Below are 14949 nucleotides of genomic sequence, written 5' to 3'. Positions count from 1 at the left end.
TAGCGACTGCGGGTGTCAGCCCTTGAGCCGTCGGGCGAACCCGGCCACCGGACCGGTCGGTTCGCGGCCCGTGCCCGCCGGGAGGAGGAGCTCGACGCGGTGGACGAGGCGGGGCGCGACCAGGGGGACGGCGGCCGCACCGGGGACGCCCGCGGCCGCGGGCAGCGGCAGCAGGGCGAGGCCGTGCCCGGCGGCGGCGAGGGCGGCGAGGGTGCGGGTGTCGGTGCCCTCGTAGCGCAGGGCGTCGCGGAAGCCGCGCCCGGCGGGCCCGCCGTGGACGGCCCGCAGCCGGTCGAGGGGGATGCCGGCGTCGGGCGCGTCCAGCCAGCGGGCGTCGACGAGGTCGTCGAGGCGGACGCCGGGGCGTCCGGCGAGCGGATGGTGGGCGGGCAGGACGACGGCGAGGGGTTCCTCGGCGACGCCGGTCGCGGCGAGCGGGGCGATGTCGGTGAGCCGCAGCGGGTCGCTGGGGGCGGCGATGCCGTCGACGAGCCCGGCGTCGGCCTCGCCGGTGGCGACGGCGACGGGCACCCGCTCGCGGGACAGTCCGCGCAGGGTGACGCCGGTGGCGGGCAGGGCGGCGAGGGTACGGGGGGTGAGGGCGAGCGGGGAGGCGGCGACGTCCAGGGTCGCGCGGGGTGCGGCGGCGAACCGGTCGAGGTCGGCGCGGGCCGCGTCGAGGCGGAGCAGCAGCGCCCCGGCGTGTTCGAGGAGCCGTTCCCCGGCCGGGGTGGGGGCGACGGGCCGCCGGGTGAGCAGGGGCATCCCGAGGTCGGTCTCCAGGGCGGCGATGTGCTGGGAGACGGCGGACTGGGTGTAGCCGAGGTCGCGGGCGGCCTCGGAGAAGGAGGCGAGCCGGGCGACGGTGACGTACGTGCGGAGGAGGTGCGGGTCCATGCGGCGGTCAGGACCCGAAGGGGGTCTTCAGGAGGTCCTTGGCGTAGTACGCGAGGGAGCGGTTGTAGCGGGGCAGCAGGGGCGCGAGGGCGCCGAGGGCGAGGGAGGCGGCCTCGCGGTCGCGGCCGGTGTCGGCGAGGGCGAGGGCGAGGAAGGCGTCGACGGCGCCGGAGAGGGCCTGCTCGTCGGCGTCGAGCCGGTCGGCGGGGATGGCCCGCTCGGCGGTGAGGAGTTCGACGCTGCGGTCGGGGCGGCCGAGGTTGCGCAGGCTGCTGGCGAGCTGGATGACGGCCCGGCGGCGGCGCAGTCCGGTGAGGCCGAGGCCGAGGGCGCGCTCGTAGAAGACGACGGCCTGCTCGGGCATGCCGGTGGAGTCGTGGGCGGCGCCCTGCTCGAAGACGGCGGCGGGCTCGTCCTCGGGCAGCTCGGCGGCGAGGGCGGCGACGCGGGCGCGGAAGTCGGCGGGCTCCAGGTCGTCGAGGCGCGCCCAGAGCGCGGTGACGCGGGACTCCCAGTCGTGATCGTTCGTCATGTGGCCACCCTAGCGGGGCGGGCATAAGCGTCCGTGATGGAAGGTGCAGGAATCATCGTTGGACGTGAACGAGGACCGCGGCCCAGCATGACAACCATGAACTCACCGACGCACACCCCCCGGATCGCCCTGGTCGGCGACCGCTCCCCGCACGTCCGCTCCCACGTCCGCATCCCGCTCCTCCTGGACGCCCTCGCCGAACGCGACGGCCTCGCCCTCGACGCGTACTGGATCCCGACGGGCGACGCGGAGGCCCCGGGCGCGGTGAAGGGCTTCGACGCGGTGTGGGTGACGCCGGGCAGCCCGTACGCGAGCGAGGCGGGAGCGCTCGCGGCGATCCGCACGGCCCGCGAGGACGGCATCCCGTTCCTCGGTACCTGCGCCGGCTTCCAGCACGCCCTGATCGAGTACGCGCGGGACGTCTGCGGCCTGGAGCGGGCGGCGCACGCCGAGAACGACCCTTCGGCGGACCCGGACGACCTGCTGATCTCGCCGCTCGCCTGCTCGCTCGTGGGTCACGAGGGGGTCGTACGGGTCACTCGCGGCTCGCTCGCGGAGAAGGCGCTCGGCGCGGAGCGGACGATGGAGCGGTACCACTGCGACTACGGCTTCGACACCCGCCACCTGGACACCCTCCGGGCCCACGGCCTCCGCTTCACGGGCGCGGACGAGGAGGGCGGGATCCGCGTCGCCGAACTCCCCTCGCACCCCTTCTTCCTGGCGACCCTCTTCCAGCCGGAACTGGCGGGCGACGGCACCGTCCCGCACCCGCTGATCCGGGCGCTCGCGGTGGCGGCGACGGAGCACGCGGGCGGGACGCCCGCATCGGCGTCGGCGTACGCGGGGGCCGGGGCCCGCTAGGAAGGACGACCGCCGGTGCGCCCGTCCCGCGCACCGGCGGTGTCTCCGCCGCTCCGGGCGGGGGAGGTCAGTGCGTCGAGACCTGGAAGCAGGCCACGTCGTACTGGGAGACGGAGTGGGGGTTGACGGAGTTCTGGGGCTGTTCGCCCGCGTAGTGGGTGCCGGAGACGCCGTCGGGGTTGAAGGCGGAACCGGGGGCGGTCCGGGACTGGCCGGGGCGGACGGGCTGCTCTTCGCAGGACTGGTTGGGCTGGCCGGCGAAGGCGGGGGCCGCCGAGACGCCCGCGGCGCCCGCCAGAAGGACGGCGGAGCCCACCGCGAGGGCTGCGCGCTTCAGGGGATTCATGATCGCTCCTCCTTTCACGGAGTGCTCGGGCATCCGACTCAGGGGGTCCTGTTCACAGGGGTTCCTGTTCAGGGGTACGTGCGCCACGGGGGAATGGATTGCCCGTCGGGCGGGTGCGCTCCGCCCGGGCGGCCAGGACGGCCCAGCGGCCATGCGGGCTCAGAGCCGGGGCAGCTGTCGGCCCACCAGCGCCCGCAGCCGCTCCGCTTCCTCCGGGGAGCGCAGCCCCCGCAGCGGCAGCACCTCCACGAGGAGGATGTTCGGGTCGCGGCTGAGCAGCACCAGGTGGTCACGGGTCTCGCGGTAGCCGCGGAAGACCGACCAGCGCTGGAGGAGCGTCACGTGCGCGGTCTCGGCCGTGATCCCCGGCTCGCCCACGGAGGTGCGGTACTCGCCCTGCCACTCGACCGTGCGCAGCGCGTGATGGGCCTGGAGGCGGGGCATCGCCCAGACCACGACGGCGCAGAAGACGATCAGCACGAACGACACCGCGGAGGTCCGCCCCCTGGTCAGCGTCAGCAGGGCACCCGCCCCGAACAGCGCCGTGAGGCCCCAGCGGACCAGGTGGAGACGGCGCACGCGTTCGCGTACGAGGACGCCGGCGAGGATGTCGGCCCGCGTGGGCCGGTAGGCGAGCTCGACCATGTCCTGCGTCGCGTCCTGGGTTCCGCCGCTCATGACCATGACAGGGGAGCATAGTGTCGGCTTCCGGGTGCCCCGACCGCATGGCCGGGGCACCCGCCCGTCAGGACTACGGGAGCTGGATCGAGTCCGGCGAGAACGTCGTGCCGTACCAGCCGCGGAACGGCGCGGAGAACTTGCCGTCCGCCTGCGTGCCGAAGATGTGCACGGCCATCGGCACCGGGTCCGGTGCGGTGACGCTGTACTTATACAGGGAGGCGATGTCGTCGCGCCCGTCACCGTCGAAGTCGCCACTGGTCAGCTTCATGCTCTTGGCGGAACCCCAGTTGTACTCCTTCCACGAGCCGACGGGAGCGTTGAACCAGCCGTCCGTCCGTGTGGTGAAGGTGTGCAGGCCGACCGCGCCGTCCGCGTAGTCGTACAGGGCTCCGATGTCGTCACGGCCGTTGCCGTCGAAATCGCCGCTCACGATCGTCGTCCGGTCTCCCGACCCCCAGTAGTCGCCCGTCTGGTTCGTCACGTACCAGGAGCGGAAGGAGGCGTTGAAGGTGCCGTCGTCCTTCGCGGTGAAGGTGTGGAGGCCCAGACCGCCGTCGGCGTACGTGTACAGGGCGGCGATGTCGTCGCGGCTGTCGGAGTTGAACTTCCCGCTCACGATCTTCATCTGGCTCGTCTTGCCCCAGCCGACCAGGCTGTCGAAGGCGCGCTTCGGTCCCGTGAACGTGCCGTCCGGCTGCGCGAGGAACGTGTAGAACGACCACACGTCACCCGCACCCGCGCGGGTGTAGAGCGCGGCGACGTCGTCCCGGCCGTCGCCGTTGTAGTCGCCGCTGGTGAGGCGCATGCTGCTGTACCAGCCCCAGTCGGAGTTCGCGCTCCAGGACTTGACGCCGGTGGAGTAGCGGCCGTCGGGCTTGCCGAGGAACGTCTTGAACGAGAACGCGCTCTTGCCCTGGGCATCGAGGCCGTCGTCGTTCAGGGTGACGATGTCGAGCACCCCGTCGCCGTTGAAGTCACCCTTGACCGTCTTGTGGCCGCGCTCCGCGGCCGTGCTCTTGACCGGGGGGTGCTTGGGGTCGCGGAACGTGCCGAACGTGGTCGTCCCGAACGTGAACGGCTGGGCCGTCCTCGTGCCGTCCGCGTTGGCGGCGTACTCGTACAGGAACGGGATGTCCGTCAGGTTGTTCGCGGTCAGGTCGTGCTGCGTGCGCAGCAGGTCCCAGTTCGCCTTGAAGGCGTCGTAGATCCGCGGATCGGTGATGCGCAGCGACGACTCGTCGGCGGCTCCGACGGCCGGGTTGCTGAAGTTGTCGGAGCCGGTGTGCACCACGCGGTGCGCACCGAAAGCGTCGTCCCAGGACAGGAGAACGTACTTGGAGTGCAGTCCGCCCGACGCCCCGTTGAGCCGGTTCGACGTGACCGCCCACAGCTGGACGTCCCGGTCCGGATGCGCCGCGTCCGGCTCCAGGGCCCCCGCGAGCTCGGGGGTGCCGGCCGTCAGGATCCGGAACTTGCACCGCTTCCCGTTGGCGCCGACCTCGTCGACCTTGGTGCGGAGGGCGTTGTCGACCTCGGTGCGACCGCCCCACGAGGCCATCGCGATGTGGACCTCCGGGCCGGTGGCGCAGTCGAGAGCCGCGATGCTCCTGGCCACCGGGTCGTTGATCACCTCGCCGCTCCTGGCCACCCGCGGGTAGCGCCATCCCGCGACCGTACCCGCGTGCCCGCTGAAGTCTCCGGTCCCGGCGACGTCGACGTCAGGCCAGAGACCGGCGGTCTCGCCTGCGAGTTCCTTGGCCCGCATGGTGTTCCAGGTCTGCTCGTAACCCTGGTAGATCTGCGCGTCGCGCGCGCTGATGACCATGTTGTCCGCGAGGCCGGCGGTGGTGGCACCGAGGTTGTGCGAGGACTGGACCGCGACGTGGGCGACGTTCGTCACGCCATCGCTCAACTCGCTGAACAGCCAGAACTTGTCATGGTTGATGTCATTGGTCTGCATGCAGCCCTGCCGGCAGAGGACCACGCGCGGCTTGCCGTCCGGGGCGTTGCCGAGCGCCTGCGCGAGACGGGTGGCCTCCGGGAGGGCGGTTCCGCAACGGTCCGTCTCCCCGTAGGGGCAGCGTTCGCTGAGGACCCGCACATCAGTGCCCTTTTGATGAGCGCCGATGAGCGCGTCGACGATCGCCTTGTCTTCCATCTCGTACAAGGACACCCGGATGCTGGACGCCGGCGTGGCCTTGCCTATCAGGTACAGGAGCCGGTCCTCGATGGTCCGGTCGTAGCCCGCGGTGCCGTTGGGCTGCGGGTTGTTGAACACCGCCTCCAAAGGAGGCATGTCCGCCAGAGGGACCTGGGTCCCGGAGGCCGCCGCGAGGAGCGGGGCACTGGTCGCCGCGGCCGCCGGGACCGACAACGACACGACAGCAGCGGTCACGGCGCCCAGTGCGAGCGCCGCCAGCTTCTTGGTTCTCAAAAATCCCCCCAAAAACGGGTAAGCCTGCGACCCGCCGGAGCCCGGCGGTCCGGATCATCCTGCCGGACCGCTACGACATCGGTACGACGAGGTGGGCGCGGTCCCGGCCGCGGGCCACCAGGCGGGCGTTGACCTCGTCGGAGTCGCGCACCCAGCGCTCGGCGCGGTCCCGGTCCTTGCCGAAGCGGACGTGCCGCTCGACGAGCCGGGGAACACGGCGGCGGGCGTCCAGCTCCAGGTACCAGGCCTCGTCGAGGAGGGGCAGGACGGCGGACCAGGCGCCCTCGTCGTGGAGGAGGTAGTTCCCCTCCGTCACGACCAGCGGGACTTCGGGCGGTACGGGCACGGCCCCTGCGATCGGCTCCTCAAGGGAGCGGTCGAAGGCGGGCGCGTAGACGGTGGTGCCGGGTTCGGGGGCCCGGAGCCGGGCGAGGAGCGCGGCGTACCCGGCGGCGTCGAAGGTGTCGGGCGCGCCCTTCCTGTCGGCCCGCCCGAGTCGCTCCAACTCGGCCTGAGCGAGGTGGAAGCCGTCCATGGGGACGAGGACGGCCAGCCCGTCGAGCCGGGCGACGAGCCGCGCGGCGAGCGTGGACTTCCCGGCACCGGGCGCCCCGGCGATCCCGAGCACCCGTCGCCGCCCCGGCACGGCGAGTTCCCGCGCCCGGGCGGCGAGCCGGTCGAACTCCTGCGCGTCCATGCGGGGCATTCTCGCACCGTCGCCGCCCGGGACTCAGCCGACGGGAACCGGCTGCGCCAGGTGGGGAGTCGAGCGGTGCAGGCCCCGGCGGTCGTAGAGGCGGGTGAAGACGAGGCCGAGGGCGAGCGAGGCGCCGAAGCCGATGGCGACCATGGTCCAGGCGCGGCCGAGCCCCGCGTCGGTCTGGGCCCCGAAGTAGAGGATGGACCGGACGCCGTCGACGACCTGCCGGAACGGTTCGAACTCGGCCAGGAAACGGTAGAAGTCCGGGAGGGCCTGGATCGGGATGGTGGCACCGGCCGACGGGACGGCCAGACCGATCAGGACCAGCATGGAGACGAGCGGGCCCGGGGTGCCGAAGACGGCGAGCAGGGCCAGCGCGGTGATGCCCATGGCGGCCGTGGCGCAGGTTCCGAAGAGCCACAGCATGGGCAGGTTCGAGGCGTCGATGCCGATGACGCCGACGGCCGCCGCCATGGCGAGCGCGGAGGTCAGCATCGACAGGACGACCATGAGCGCCGAGCAGACCAGGAAGTGGTGCAGCCGGGTGGCGTGCTGGACGGGCTTGACGATGCGGAAGGGGCCCTTGTCGCTGGCGGCGTAACCGAGTGCGGTGTCCACCTGCATGTGGATGACGTTGGCGCCGAGCATGCCGCCGAGGACGAGGACGAGCGCGTAGAAGAAGGCGCTCAGGCCGAGACCGCTGTGCTGTCCGAGGGGGTGCCCCTCCTGGACGGAGAGGTGCACGGGGTCGGCGATCGTCAGCTGCGCGGCGGCACCCGGCGCGGGGGCGGTGTGCGCGGTGGCGGCGCCCGGGGCGGTGGCGGCGTGTGCCTTCGCGGCCTGCGCCGCCCGCTGCGCGGCCGCCTGGCCCAGCTGCTTGCCCACCTCCGCGGAGGTCGTCTCGACGACCTTGCGGTTGATCTCGGTGGCCATGGAGGAGCCGAAGCTTCCGGCGGCCGGGTTGGTGAGGGCCGTCATGGTCGGCGGGTGCGGCGTGCGCTGCGCGGGCCCGGCGAGGGCGGCCACGGAGGCGGAGAAGTCGTCGGGGATGACGAGGGCGCCGAACACCTTGCCGCGGGCCAGCAGGTCGTCGGCGGTACGGCGGTCGACCTGCTGCCAGTCGACCTTCTCCTTCAGGTCGGCCGCTCCGGTGATCCGCGCGGTGATCTGCGCGCCCAGATCGATCCGCTTCCCGGCCACCTGGGTGCCCTTGTCCGCGTTGACCAGGGCGATCGGCAGGTCCTTCGTCGAGCCGACCGGGTCGTTGTTGGCACCCAGGTAGAGCAGCGACAGGACGAACGACAGCAGGCCGAGGATCACCGCCGACGGCAGCCACACGCCGCGCCGGCGCAGCAGCCCTCGGGCGCTCACGCGCAGCGGGTGGGTGGGTTCGGACATGACAGGGACTCCCACTTCGATGGGCGTCGTCGCTGCTCAGCGACAACACTAGAAACCTTCACTCTCTAGCTAGAGAGTGGCACTATCCAGAGAAGCTGTCCATTCGGGGGCCTGGGAGACTGATCACACCCGAAGAGCGTCGAGCGAGAGTGCCCATGAAGATCTCTGACCTGAGCCGTCTGTCCGGAACGCCGGTCGGAACGATCAAGTACTACCTGCGGGAAGGTCTGCTGCCGCCCGGCCGCCCGCTCGGAGCCACGCTGACCCTGTACGGCGACGAGCACGTCCAGCGCCTGCGCCTGATCCGCGCCCTGACCGCCCGCGGCGGCCTGTCCATCGCCGCCACCCGCGACGTCCTCGCGGCGATCGACGAGCCGCTCGACCCGCTCGCCACGCTCGGCGTCGTGCACTACGCGCTCCCGACCCCCGTCGACGCCGCCGAGACGGACGCGGTGGACGAGCAGGCACCGCGGGTCGACGAGCTCGTACGCGCCATGGGCTGGGACGTCTCCGCGGACTCCCCGCACCGCCGCGCACTCGCCGCGAGCCTCATGGACCTCAGCCGCCTCGGCATCGAGTACGACACCGGAGACCTGCTGCCGTACGCCGAGCTGGCCGCGGCCGCCGCGAAGCTCGACGTCGACCGGCTCGAGGAGCTCGACGACGCCGAGGACCGGCTCAGGCTCGCCGAGCACGCCGCCATCGTCGTCCTCCTGCTGGAACCGGTCCTGGCCCTGCTGCGTCGTATGGCCCAGGAGAACGAGACCCGCCGCCGGGCCGCGTGGGCGCGCACGCCCGAAGAAGCCGCTCCGAACCCGCCGGCCGCCCCTCGCTGACGAGGCCGCGACGGCCCGGGGCGTCGGCCGACGCGACCGACGCGGGGAAGGCGCCGGGCGAGGAAGGCTCCGCGCAGGGAAGACGCCGGGCGAGGAAGGCTCCGCGCGGGAAAGGCGCCCGGGCGGGACCGGACCCTCGGGCCGACCCTCGTGCGCCCCTCCCCCGGACCCTCGTTCGCACCCCCGACCGACAAGGGTGATCCCGCACGACGACGCGGGTCGGCGCGGGTGGGTTCCTCCCCCTCCGCGTATTACGTTGAGGAAATGCCGTCCATCGCACTCGTCACTCTCGTCGTCCGTGACTACGACGAGGCCATCGCCTTCTACACCGACGCCGTCGGCTTCGACCTGGTCGAGGACACCGACCGGGGCGACGGAACCCGCTGGGTCGTCGTCCGCCCGCGCGGCGCGTCCGGTGTCGGCGGCCTCGGCAACGCCGGGCTGCTCCTGGCCCGCGCCAAGAACGAGGAGCAGGAGGCCTCGGTCGGCAACCAGACCGGCGGCCGGGTCGGCTTCTTCCTCCACACGGAGGACTTCGCCGGCGACCACGAGCGCATGACGGCGGCGGGCGTGAAGTTCCTGGAGGAGCCGCGCCACGAGCCGTACGGCTCGGTCGCCGTCTTCGAGGACCTCTACGGAAACCGCTGGGACCTCCTCCAGCCGGCGGTGTCGTAGCGGTTCCGGCTCGACGCGTCGCTCACCAGCTGATCCCCCGGTTCTTCCGGCCGCCGTGCATGTTGACGACGGGACCGAAGTGGTTCGTGGTGTTGTGCTGCTCCACGACCGTCGCGAACTCGGCCGCCGGGTTGTCGATCGCGTTCACGATCTGACCGGCGATCTGCTGCAGCTGGTCCATGTTCGGCAGGGTCACGATCACCGTACTGCCGCCGGTCGTGTCGATGGCGAGCACCGGCTTCGACTGGAACAGGTCCTTGACGGCGAAACCGACCAGGACGACCAGGAGGACGAGAAGCACGGGGTTGCCGTCCCCGATGTGCGCCTCGCCTCCACTGGCGTAGTTGACTCCGGCGTAGAGCAGCACGGCCACGAAGAGCCACTTCAGGAGTTGGACGAGGACCTCGCCCGCGCCGAGCTGCTCCTTGTACGCCTCGACCCGGGCGATGTTGTGCAGCGGGAAGGCCGCGGAGCCCACCCACAGCATCCGGCGGCGCACCCGGAGATCGAGGACGCGTTTCCGGCGGGACCTCGATGTTATCGGTGGCATCGGCGGCACCGAGGGGAGCGGCGGAGCGGCCCGGGGCGGTGTCGCCTTCCCCGGCCCCGCCGCCGGACCCGATGACGCCCTGGTCCGTGACGGACCCGGCGACGTCCCGCTCCGTGACGGACCCGGCGACGTCCCGCTCGGCGGCTCCTCGGGCGATGGTCCCGGCGGCGGTGTCGCGACGTCTCCCATGTGTCCCCCGTGTTCTCGTCCGTCCCACCCCGCCCATCGCGGGAGCACCATTAAGCACCCGAGGGCTTCCGCGGATCAGGTGAGAAGCAGCCAAAAACCGGTGTCGCGCGGCCCGTTCGCTTCCCTACACTCCCGTCACGGCGCACCGACCGGTGTGCCGTCGTGAGACGTCCGACCGAGGGGAGACGACCGTGCGTTGCCGTAACGCCGCCGCCGTGTCGTCCGCCCGTGCCCGGTACGACGTGATCCTCGCCTCCTCCGCCGAGCGGTGACGGCTGCGCGCCCGTCATCGCCGCCCGTGACGCCGTCACACCCCTGACCGCCGTCCGGGAATCGCGCTGCCCCGTTCTCCACGCAGCAGCGAAAGGCCCCACGCCACCATGCGTACTCACAGCGTCCGCAACCTCGGCATCCTCGCCCACGTCGACGCCGGCAAGACCACCGTCACCGAGCGCTTCCTCTACCTCACCGGCGCCACCCACAAGCGCGGCGAGGTCCACGACGGCACGACCGTCACGGACTTCGACCCGCAGGAGCGGGACCGGGGCATCACCATCTTCGCGGCGGCCGTCAGCTGCGACTGGGCGGACCACCGCATCAACCTGATCGACACGCCCGGTCACGTCGACTTCTCCGACGAGGTGGAGCGTTCGCTGCGCGTCCTCGACGGCGCCGTCGCCGTCTTCGACGCCGTCGCGGGCGTCGAACCGCAGAGCGAGACGGTGTGGCGCCAGGCCGACCGGCACGGCGTCCCGAGGATCGCGTTCGTCAACAAGCTGGACCGGGCGGGCGCGGAACTCGACGCGGCCGTGGAGTCGATCCGTACCCGCCTGGGCACGGTCCCGCTCCCCGTCCAGCTCCCCATCGGCCGCGAGGACGGCTTCACCGGCGTCGTGGACCTGATCGCGATGCGGGCGTACGTGTGGGCCGACGGCGCCGACACGTACACCGAGCAGCAGGTCCCCGACGAGCTCCGGGACGAGGCCCGGCACCGCAGGCGACGCCTGGAGGAGACGGTGGCGGAACTGCACCCCGGCGCCCTGGAGGAGTTCTGCGCGGATGCGGCGCTCTCCGCCGGGACGCTGAAGGGCGCCCTCCGCGACCTCACCCTCTCCGGCGAGGCCGTGGTCGTCCTGTGCGGCTCGGCGTACCGCAACCGGGGCATCGAGCCGCTGCTCGACGCCGTCGTCGCGTACCTCCCGGCCCCGTCGGACATGCCGCCCGTACGCGGCGAGGTCCCGGCGGACCCGGAGGCGCCGTTCACCGCGCTCGCCTTCAAGGTGAACGCGACCGCCACCGGCCGCATGACCTACCTCCGCGTCTACGCGGGCACGATCGGGAAGGGGGACACCGTGCTCGACGCCACCGCAGGCCGTACGGAACGGATCGCCCGCATCCTGCGCGTCCAGGCCGACCGGGCGACGGAGGTGGACGAGGCGCGCGCCGGCGACATCGTCGCCGTCGTCGGGCCGAAGTCCGCCCGCGCCGGGGCGACGCTGTGCGCCCCGGACGCGCCGGTCGTCCTCGAACCGCCGACGACCGCCGACCCGGTGGTCTCGGTCGCCGTGGAGGCCCGCCGCAGCACGGACACGGGTCGGCTCGCGTCGGCCCTGGCCCGGATGACGGAGGAGGACCCGTCGCTCGTGGTCCGGTCCGACCCGGAGACGGGCCAGACCGTCCTGTCCGGTCTCGGCGAACTGCACCTGGAGGTCGCGGTGGAGAAGCTGCGGCGCGACCGGGGCCTCGAGGTCACGGTCGGCCGTCCGCAGGTGGCGTACCGGGAGACGGTGACGAAGGGCGTCACGGATCTCCTCTACCGCCACGTCAAACAGGACGGCGGCGCGGGCCAGTTCGCCCATGTCGTCATCGACATCGAACCCGCTCAGGACGGAGAGGAGTTCACGTTCGTGTCCACCGTCACGGGCGGCCGCGTCCCGCAGGAGTACGTCCGCGCGGTCGAGGCCGGCTGCCGGGACGCCCTCGTCGAGGGCCCCCTCGGCGGCCACCCGGTGACGGGCGTCCGGGTCACGCTCACGGACGGAGCGACGCATCCGAAGGACTCCTCGGAGATGGCGTTCCGCACGGCGGGCCGCTTCGCCCTGCGCGAGGCGCTCCGCGCGAGCGTGATGACCCTGCTCGAACCGGTGGCGGAGGTGACGGTCACCGTCCCCGCCGAGTCGGTCGGCTCGGTCCTCGGCGACCTCGCGGCCCGCCGGGGCCGGGTCACCGACTCGACGACCCGCTCCGGTACGGCGGTGGTCTCGGCGACGGTCCCGCTGGCCGAACTCTTCGGCTACGCGTCCCGCCTCCGCGGCCGCACCCAGGGCCGGGGCACCTTCACCACCCGGCCGGCGGGGTACGAGGCCCTTCGGGGCTGAGGTCGAGCTCGGCCCGTACGGTCTTCCCGACCGGTACGCGGTCGAGCACCGCCCACCGCGAGGCCAGCGCCTCGACGAGGAGCAGGCCCCGGCCGCCCTCGTCGAGGGGCCCCGGGGCGACGGCGGCCGGTCGCCGCTCGCCCCGGGTGTCGGAGACGTCGATACGGAGCAGCCGCCCGGGCGTGTACGAGAGCGTCAGCTCGAAGTCGCGCCCGGGCACCCGGCCGTGGGTGACGGCGTTGGCTGCGAGCTCTGCGACGAGCAGCCCGGTGGTGTCCGAGGCCTCGGAGCCGTACGGGAGGCGCCAGCGGTCGAGTTGATGGAGAGCGAGCCGACGGGCGAGACGGGCGCCGCGCGGGGTCGAGCTGAAGCGCTGGGTGAACACACGTACGGTGACGGCGGGTTCGCGGGTCACGGGGGAGGTCATGGGGCCAATGTGACGGCGCCGGGGGTCGGTTACCAGGTCAGAAACTCGTACGCTGCGAGAGCGTACGGGTTCACGCTCTGGACGGTACCGGTAACTACCCGTGAGCATGGGTGCGTTCATGTGCGAGCGCACGGGTGCAGGAGGTGGCCGGAGTGACGGATGAGGTGCCAGGCGAGGGCGCGGTTGGAAGCGAACCGGAGGCGTCGGACAGCCTGAAGGCCTTCGGGGAGGTGGTCAAGGCCTTCCGCAAACGGGCCGGCCTCACGCAGGAGCAGTTCGCGCCGCTGGTGGGGTACTCGGTCCCGACGATCGCCTCGATCGAGCAGGGGCGGCGTTTACCGTCCGCCGATTTCGTGGAGCGGGCGGAGGAGGTACTCGACGCGTTCGGGGTGATCCGGGGCGCGGCGAAGCACTTGCTACGGACACCGGGCCTCGCGAAGTGGTTCCGCCACTGGGCGAAGCTGGAGCTCACGGCGGCGACCCTCTACACGTACGAGAACCGGCTGGTCCCGGGTCTGCTGCAGACGCCGGCGTACGCGAAGACACTGTTCGACGAGCAGATTCCGGCCCTGGGAGACGACGAGATCGAGTCGAAGCTCGCGGCCCGCGTCGAGCGCATGAAACTACTCACGGACCGCCCGCACACGATCTACAGCTTCATCATCGAGGAGCACGTCCTGCGCCGTCAGACGGGTGGATCAGAGATCATGCGCGAACAGGCCGCACACATCCTCGACATCTGCGCCCGGCGCAACATCGACGTCCAGATCATGCCGCAGGCGCGCGGGCACCACGCGGGCATGGGTGGTCCCTTGCAACTCCTGGAGACCCAGGACAACAAGTGGTACGCCTACTGCGAGGGACAGCGTGCCGCCCACCTCATCGCCGACGCAAAAGAGATCAGCATCCTCCAGAAGCGATATGCCAGGATGCGGGCACAGGCTCTGTCCTTCGAGGAGTCCGTGAGTCTGTTGCGGGAGATGCGAGGAGCACCATGAGCACCACAGACCTGGCCTGGTTCAAGAGCAGCTACAGCAGCAGCGGTGACGGCGACTGCGTCGAAGTGGCCACCTGCCCCACCACCGTCCACGTCCGCGACTCAAAGAACCCCAACGGCCCCCAGCTCGCCCTGTCTCCCTCCACCTGGACGGAGTTCATCGAGCAGTTGGGCTGAGGAAGCATCACTTCCATGTCCTCGGTTCGTAACGAGCCGTAGAGAAACCGATTGCGGCAGCCGCTCCGGTGCAGACTCTGCTCGACAGCACCACGTTCGAGCTATGCGAAGTCCACGGGGGACCACCATGCGCGCTGCCCGCAAGACCTGGAAGACGTACGCCCTGGGAGCCGCGGCCGCCGCCGCGCTCCTCTCCTCCACGGCCTGCGGGCCGACCGGCGGTGCGAAGGACGACGGGGCCGCGAGCCAGGCCCCGTCCGGTACGGCGAGCGCGACCGACTCCGCCCAGCCCACGCCCACGACCGCGAGCCCGAGCGACTCCGCGAAGCCCAGCGCGACCGAGTCCGCGAAGCCCACCGCCACCGGCTCCGGCAAGCCCGGCGGTTCCGGCGGCGACAGCAAGGGCAATGGCAAGGCCCCGGCCTGCGGCGATCAGGACCTCTCGATCGGCACGTCGTACTGGGCGCACGACTCGGGCCAGCACCTGCTGATCACGGCCACGAACGTCACCGACAAGCCCTGCACGCTCTACCACTACCCGTTCATCACCTTCGGGCAGGACGTCGACAACCCGCTCACGCCGATGGAGTCCCCGGCGAAGGCCGTCGCCACGATCGGGCCGAAGGAGAAGGCGTACGCGGGCGTGAAGCTCTTCCTGGGCGGCGAGAAGACGAAGACGTACACGTCGTTCGGCATCGCGTACCAGGACCCGAGCAGCAACAACGACGGGTCGCCGGTCGACGTCGCGTTCTCCGACGACGTCCAGTTCGTCACCGTCGGTCAGAACCCCTCGGTCACGTTCTGGAACCTCGACCGCAGCGAGGTCGAGAAGTTCGTGTTCAAGGCGCGGTGACGCCGGCCGCTGCCTGCG

Annotated in this window: 16 protein-coding genes; 7 read left to right on the top strand and 9 right to left on the bottom strand. The window is 71.9% G+C overall.

Annotated elements, in window-relative coordinates; all coding sequences use genetic code 11:
- Nucleotides 1–15 precede the first annotated feature (15 nt).
- Nucleotides 16–897, bottom strand: coding sequence for a LysR family transcriptional regulator (locus SVTN_RS29420; protein WP_041131814.1), 882 nt, complete (start codon nucleotides 895–897; stop codon nucleotides 16–18).
- A gap of 7 nt (nucleotides 898–904) precedes the next feature.
- Nucleotides 905–1429, bottom strand: a complete 525-nt coding sequence (locus SVTN_RS29415; RefSeq protein WP_041131813.1) for a tetratricopeptide repeat protein — start codon at nucleotides 1427–1429, stop codon at nucleotides 905–907.
- Nucleotides 1430–1525: 96 nt separating this feature from the next.
- On the opposite strand from SVTN_RS29415, the gene SVTN_RS29410 reads away from it, so the two are divergent.
- Nucleotides 1526–2290 (top strand): CTP synthase C-terminal region-related (seleno)protein, encoded by a 765-nt coding sequence (locus tag SVTN_RS29410; RefSeq protein WP_167352216.1) that lies wholly within the window; start codon nucleotides 1526–1528, stop codon nucleotides 2288–2290.
- Between the two features lie 67 nt (nucleotides 2291–2357).
- Here the strand turns inward: SVTN_RS29410 and SVTN_RS29405 are convergent, their stop codons facing one another.
- The 5 genes from SVTN_RS29405 to SVTN_RS29385 form a co-directional block, all read right to left on the bottom strand.
- Nucleotides 2358–2636: a hypothetical protein gene (locus tag SVTN_RS29405; RefSeq protein ID WP_041131811.1), complete on the bottom strand. Its 279-nt coding sequence runs from the start codon at nucleotides 2634–2636 to the stop codon at nucleotides 2358–2360.
- A gap of 159 nt (nucleotides 2637–2795) precedes the next feature.
- Nucleotides 2796–3314 carry a YcxB family protein gene (locus tag SVTN_RS29400; protein WP_245727676.1) on the bottom strand — a complete coding sequence of 173 codons (519 nt, stop codon included), beginning with the start codon at nucleotides 3312–3314 and terminating at the stop codon, nucleotides 2796–2798.
- Between the two features lie 73 nt (nucleotides 3315–3387).
- On the bottom strand, nucleotides 3388–5751 hold the full coding sequence (locus tag SVTN_RS41160) for a phospholipase D-like domain-containing protein (protein WP_159026507.1): 2364 nt from the start codon (nucleotides 5749–5751) through the stop codon (nucleotides 3388–3390).
- Between the two features lie 70 nt (nucleotides 5752–5821).
- Nucleotides 5822–6457: a nucleoside/nucleotide kinase family protein gene (locus tag SVTN_RS29390; protein ID WP_078908545.1), complete on the bottom strand. Its 636-nt coding sequence runs from the start codon at nucleotides 6455–6457 to the stop codon at nucleotides 5822–5824.
- A gap of 24 nt (nucleotides 6458–6481) precedes the next feature.
- Nucleotides 6482–7849: a YhgE/Pip domain-containing protein gene (locus SVTN_RS29385; RefSeq protein WP_041131808.1), complete on the bottom strand. Its 1368-nt coding sequence runs from the start codon at nucleotides 7847–7849 to the stop codon at nucleotides 6482–6484.
- A gap of 155 nt (nucleotides 7850–8004) precedes the next feature.
- Here SVTN_RS29385 and SVTN_RS29380 point away from each other — a divergent pair, with 155 nt between their 5' ends.
- Both SVTN_RS29380 and SVTN_RS29375 read left to right on the top strand, forming a co-directional pair.
- Nucleotides 8005–8685: a MerR family transcriptional regulator gene (locus SVTN_RS29380; protein WP_041131807.1), complete on the top strand. Its 681-nt coding sequence runs from the start codon at nucleotides 8005–8007 to the stop codon at nucleotides 8683–8685.
- A 264-nt stretch (nucleotides 8686–8949) separates the two neighbouring features.
- A complete protein-coding gene (locus SVTN_RS29375; RefSeq protein WP_041131806.1) occupies nucleotides 8950–9360 on the top strand; it encodes a VOC family protein in 411 nt (136 codons plus the stop codon).
- Nucleotides 9361–9382: 22 nt separating this feature from the next.
- Here the strand turns inward: SVTN_RS29375 and SVTN_RS29370 are convergent, their stop codons facing one another.
- Nucleotides 9383–9859: a DUF6232 family protein gene (locus SVTN_RS29370; protein WP_245727675.1), complete on the bottom strand. Its 477-nt coding sequence runs from the start codon at nucleotides 9857–9859 to the stop codon at nucleotides 9383–9385.
- A 620-nt stretch (nucleotides 9860–10479) separates the two neighbouring features.
- Between SVTN_RS29370 and fusA the strand changes: the two genes are divergently transcribed.
- Nucleotides 10480–12477 carry an elongation factor G gene (gene fusA / locus SVTN_RS29365; protein ID WP_041131804.1) on the top strand — a complete coding sequence of 666 codons (1998 nt, stop codon included), beginning with the start codon at nucleotides 10480–10482 and terminating at the stop codon, nucleotides 12475–12477.
- On the opposite strand, the gene SVTN_RS29360 is transcribed toward fusA, so the two are convergent.
- Entirely contained in the window at nucleotides 12437–12904 is a 468-nt protein-coding gene (locus SVTN_RS29360; RefSeq protein ID WP_041131803.1) for an ATP-binding protein, read from the bottom strand. The genes fusA and SVTN_RS29360 overlap by 41 nt on opposite strands.
- A 152-nt stretch (nucleotides 12905–13056) precedes the next feature.
- On the opposite strand from SVTN_RS29360, the gene SVTN_RS29355 reads away from it, so the two are divergent.
- The 3 genes from SVTN_RS29355 (at nucleotide 13057) to SVTN_RS41155 (ending at nucleotide 14931) form a co-directional block, all read left to right on the top strand.
- Complete coding sequence (locus SVTN_RS29355) at nucleotides 13057–13902, top strand: helix-turn-helix domain-containing protein (protein WP_078908544.1); 846 nt, start codon at nucleotides 13057–13059, stop codon at nucleotides 13900–13902.
- Nucleotides 13899–14078, top strand: coding sequence for a DUF397 domain-containing protein (locus SVTN_RS29350; RefSeq protein ID WP_041131801.1), 180 nt, complete (start codon nucleotides 13899–13901; stop codon nucleotides 14076–14078). Before SVTN_RS29355 ends, SVTN_RS29350 begins: the two co-directional genes overlap by 4 nt.
- Nucleotides 14079–14205: 127 nt before the next feature.
- The gene (locus SVTN_RS41155) at nucleotides 14206–14931 is read left to right on the top strand and encodes a DUF4232 domain-containing protein (RefSeq protein ID WP_052499356.1); all 726 of its coding nucleotides are present in this window, start codon (nucleotides 14206–14208) and stop codon (nucleotides 14929–14931) included.
- Nucleotides 14932–14949 lie beyond the last annotated feature (18 nt).

The sequence above is a fragment of the Streptomyces vietnamensis genome, from assembly GCF_000830005.1.
GTDB classification, from domain to species: Bacteria; Actinomycetota; Actinomycetes; order Streptomycetales; family Streptomycetaceae; genus Streptomyces; species Streptomyces vietnamensis.
The sequence above is the reverse complement of the archived record's forward strand: the minus strand, read 5'-3'. Positions and strand labels throughout refer to the sequence as shown.

Bases quoted from the DNA above. Each gene is read 5' to 3' on its own strand.
- SVTN_RS29420 (WP_041131814.1), bottom strand. From the start codon at position 897: ATGGACCCGCACCTCCTCCGCACGTACGTCACCGTCGCCCGGCTCGCC.
- SVTN_RS29415 (WP_041131813.1), bottom strand. From the start codon at position 1,429: ATGACGAACGATCACGACTGGGAGTCCCGCGTCACCGCGCTCTGGGCG.
- SVTN_RS29410 (WP_167352216.1), top strand. From the start codon at position 1,526: ATGAACTCACCGACGCACACCCCCCGGATCGCCCTGGTCGGCGACCGC.
- SVTN_RS29405 (WP_041131811.1), bottom strand. From the start codon at position 2,636: ATGAATCCCCTGAAGCGCGCAGCCCTCGCGGTGGGCTCCGCCGTCCTT.
- SVTN_RS29400 (WP_245727676.1), bottom strand. From the start codon at position 3,314: ATGAGCGGCGGAACCCAGGACGCGACGCAGGACATGGTCGAGCTCGCC.
- SVTN_RS29390 (WP_078908545.1), bottom strand. From the start codon at position 6,457: ATGCCCCGCATGGACGCGCAGGAGTTCGACCGGCTCGCCGCCCGGGCG.
- SVTN_RS29385 (WP_041131808.1), bottom strand. From the start codon at position 7,849: ATGTCCGAACCCACCCACCCGCTGCGCGTGAGCGCCCGAGGGCTGCTG.
- SVTN_RS29380 (WP_041131807.1), top strand. From the start codon at position 8,005: ATGAAGATCTCTGACCTGAGCCGTCTGTCCGGAACGCCGGTCGGAACG.
- SVTN_RS29375 (WP_041131806.1), top strand. From the start codon at position 8,950: ATGCCGTCCATCGCACTCGTCACTCTCGTCGTCCGTGACTACGACGAG.
- fusA (WP_041131804.1), top strand. From the start codon at position 10,480: ATGCGTACTCACAGCGTCCGCAACCTCGGCATCCTCGCCCACGTCGAC.
- SVTN_RS29360 (WP_041131803.1), bottom strand. From the start codon at position 12,904: ATGACCTCCCCCGTGACCCGCGAACCCGCCGTCACCGTACGTGTGTTC.
- SVTN_RS29350 (WP_041131801.1), top strand. From the start codon at position 13,899: ATGAGCACCACAGACCTGGCCTGGTTCAAGAGCAGCTACAGCAGCAGC.
- SVTN_RS41155 (WP_052499356.1), top strand. From the start codon at position 14,206: ATGCGCGCTGCCCGCAAGACCTGGAAGACGTACGCCCTGGGAGCCGCG.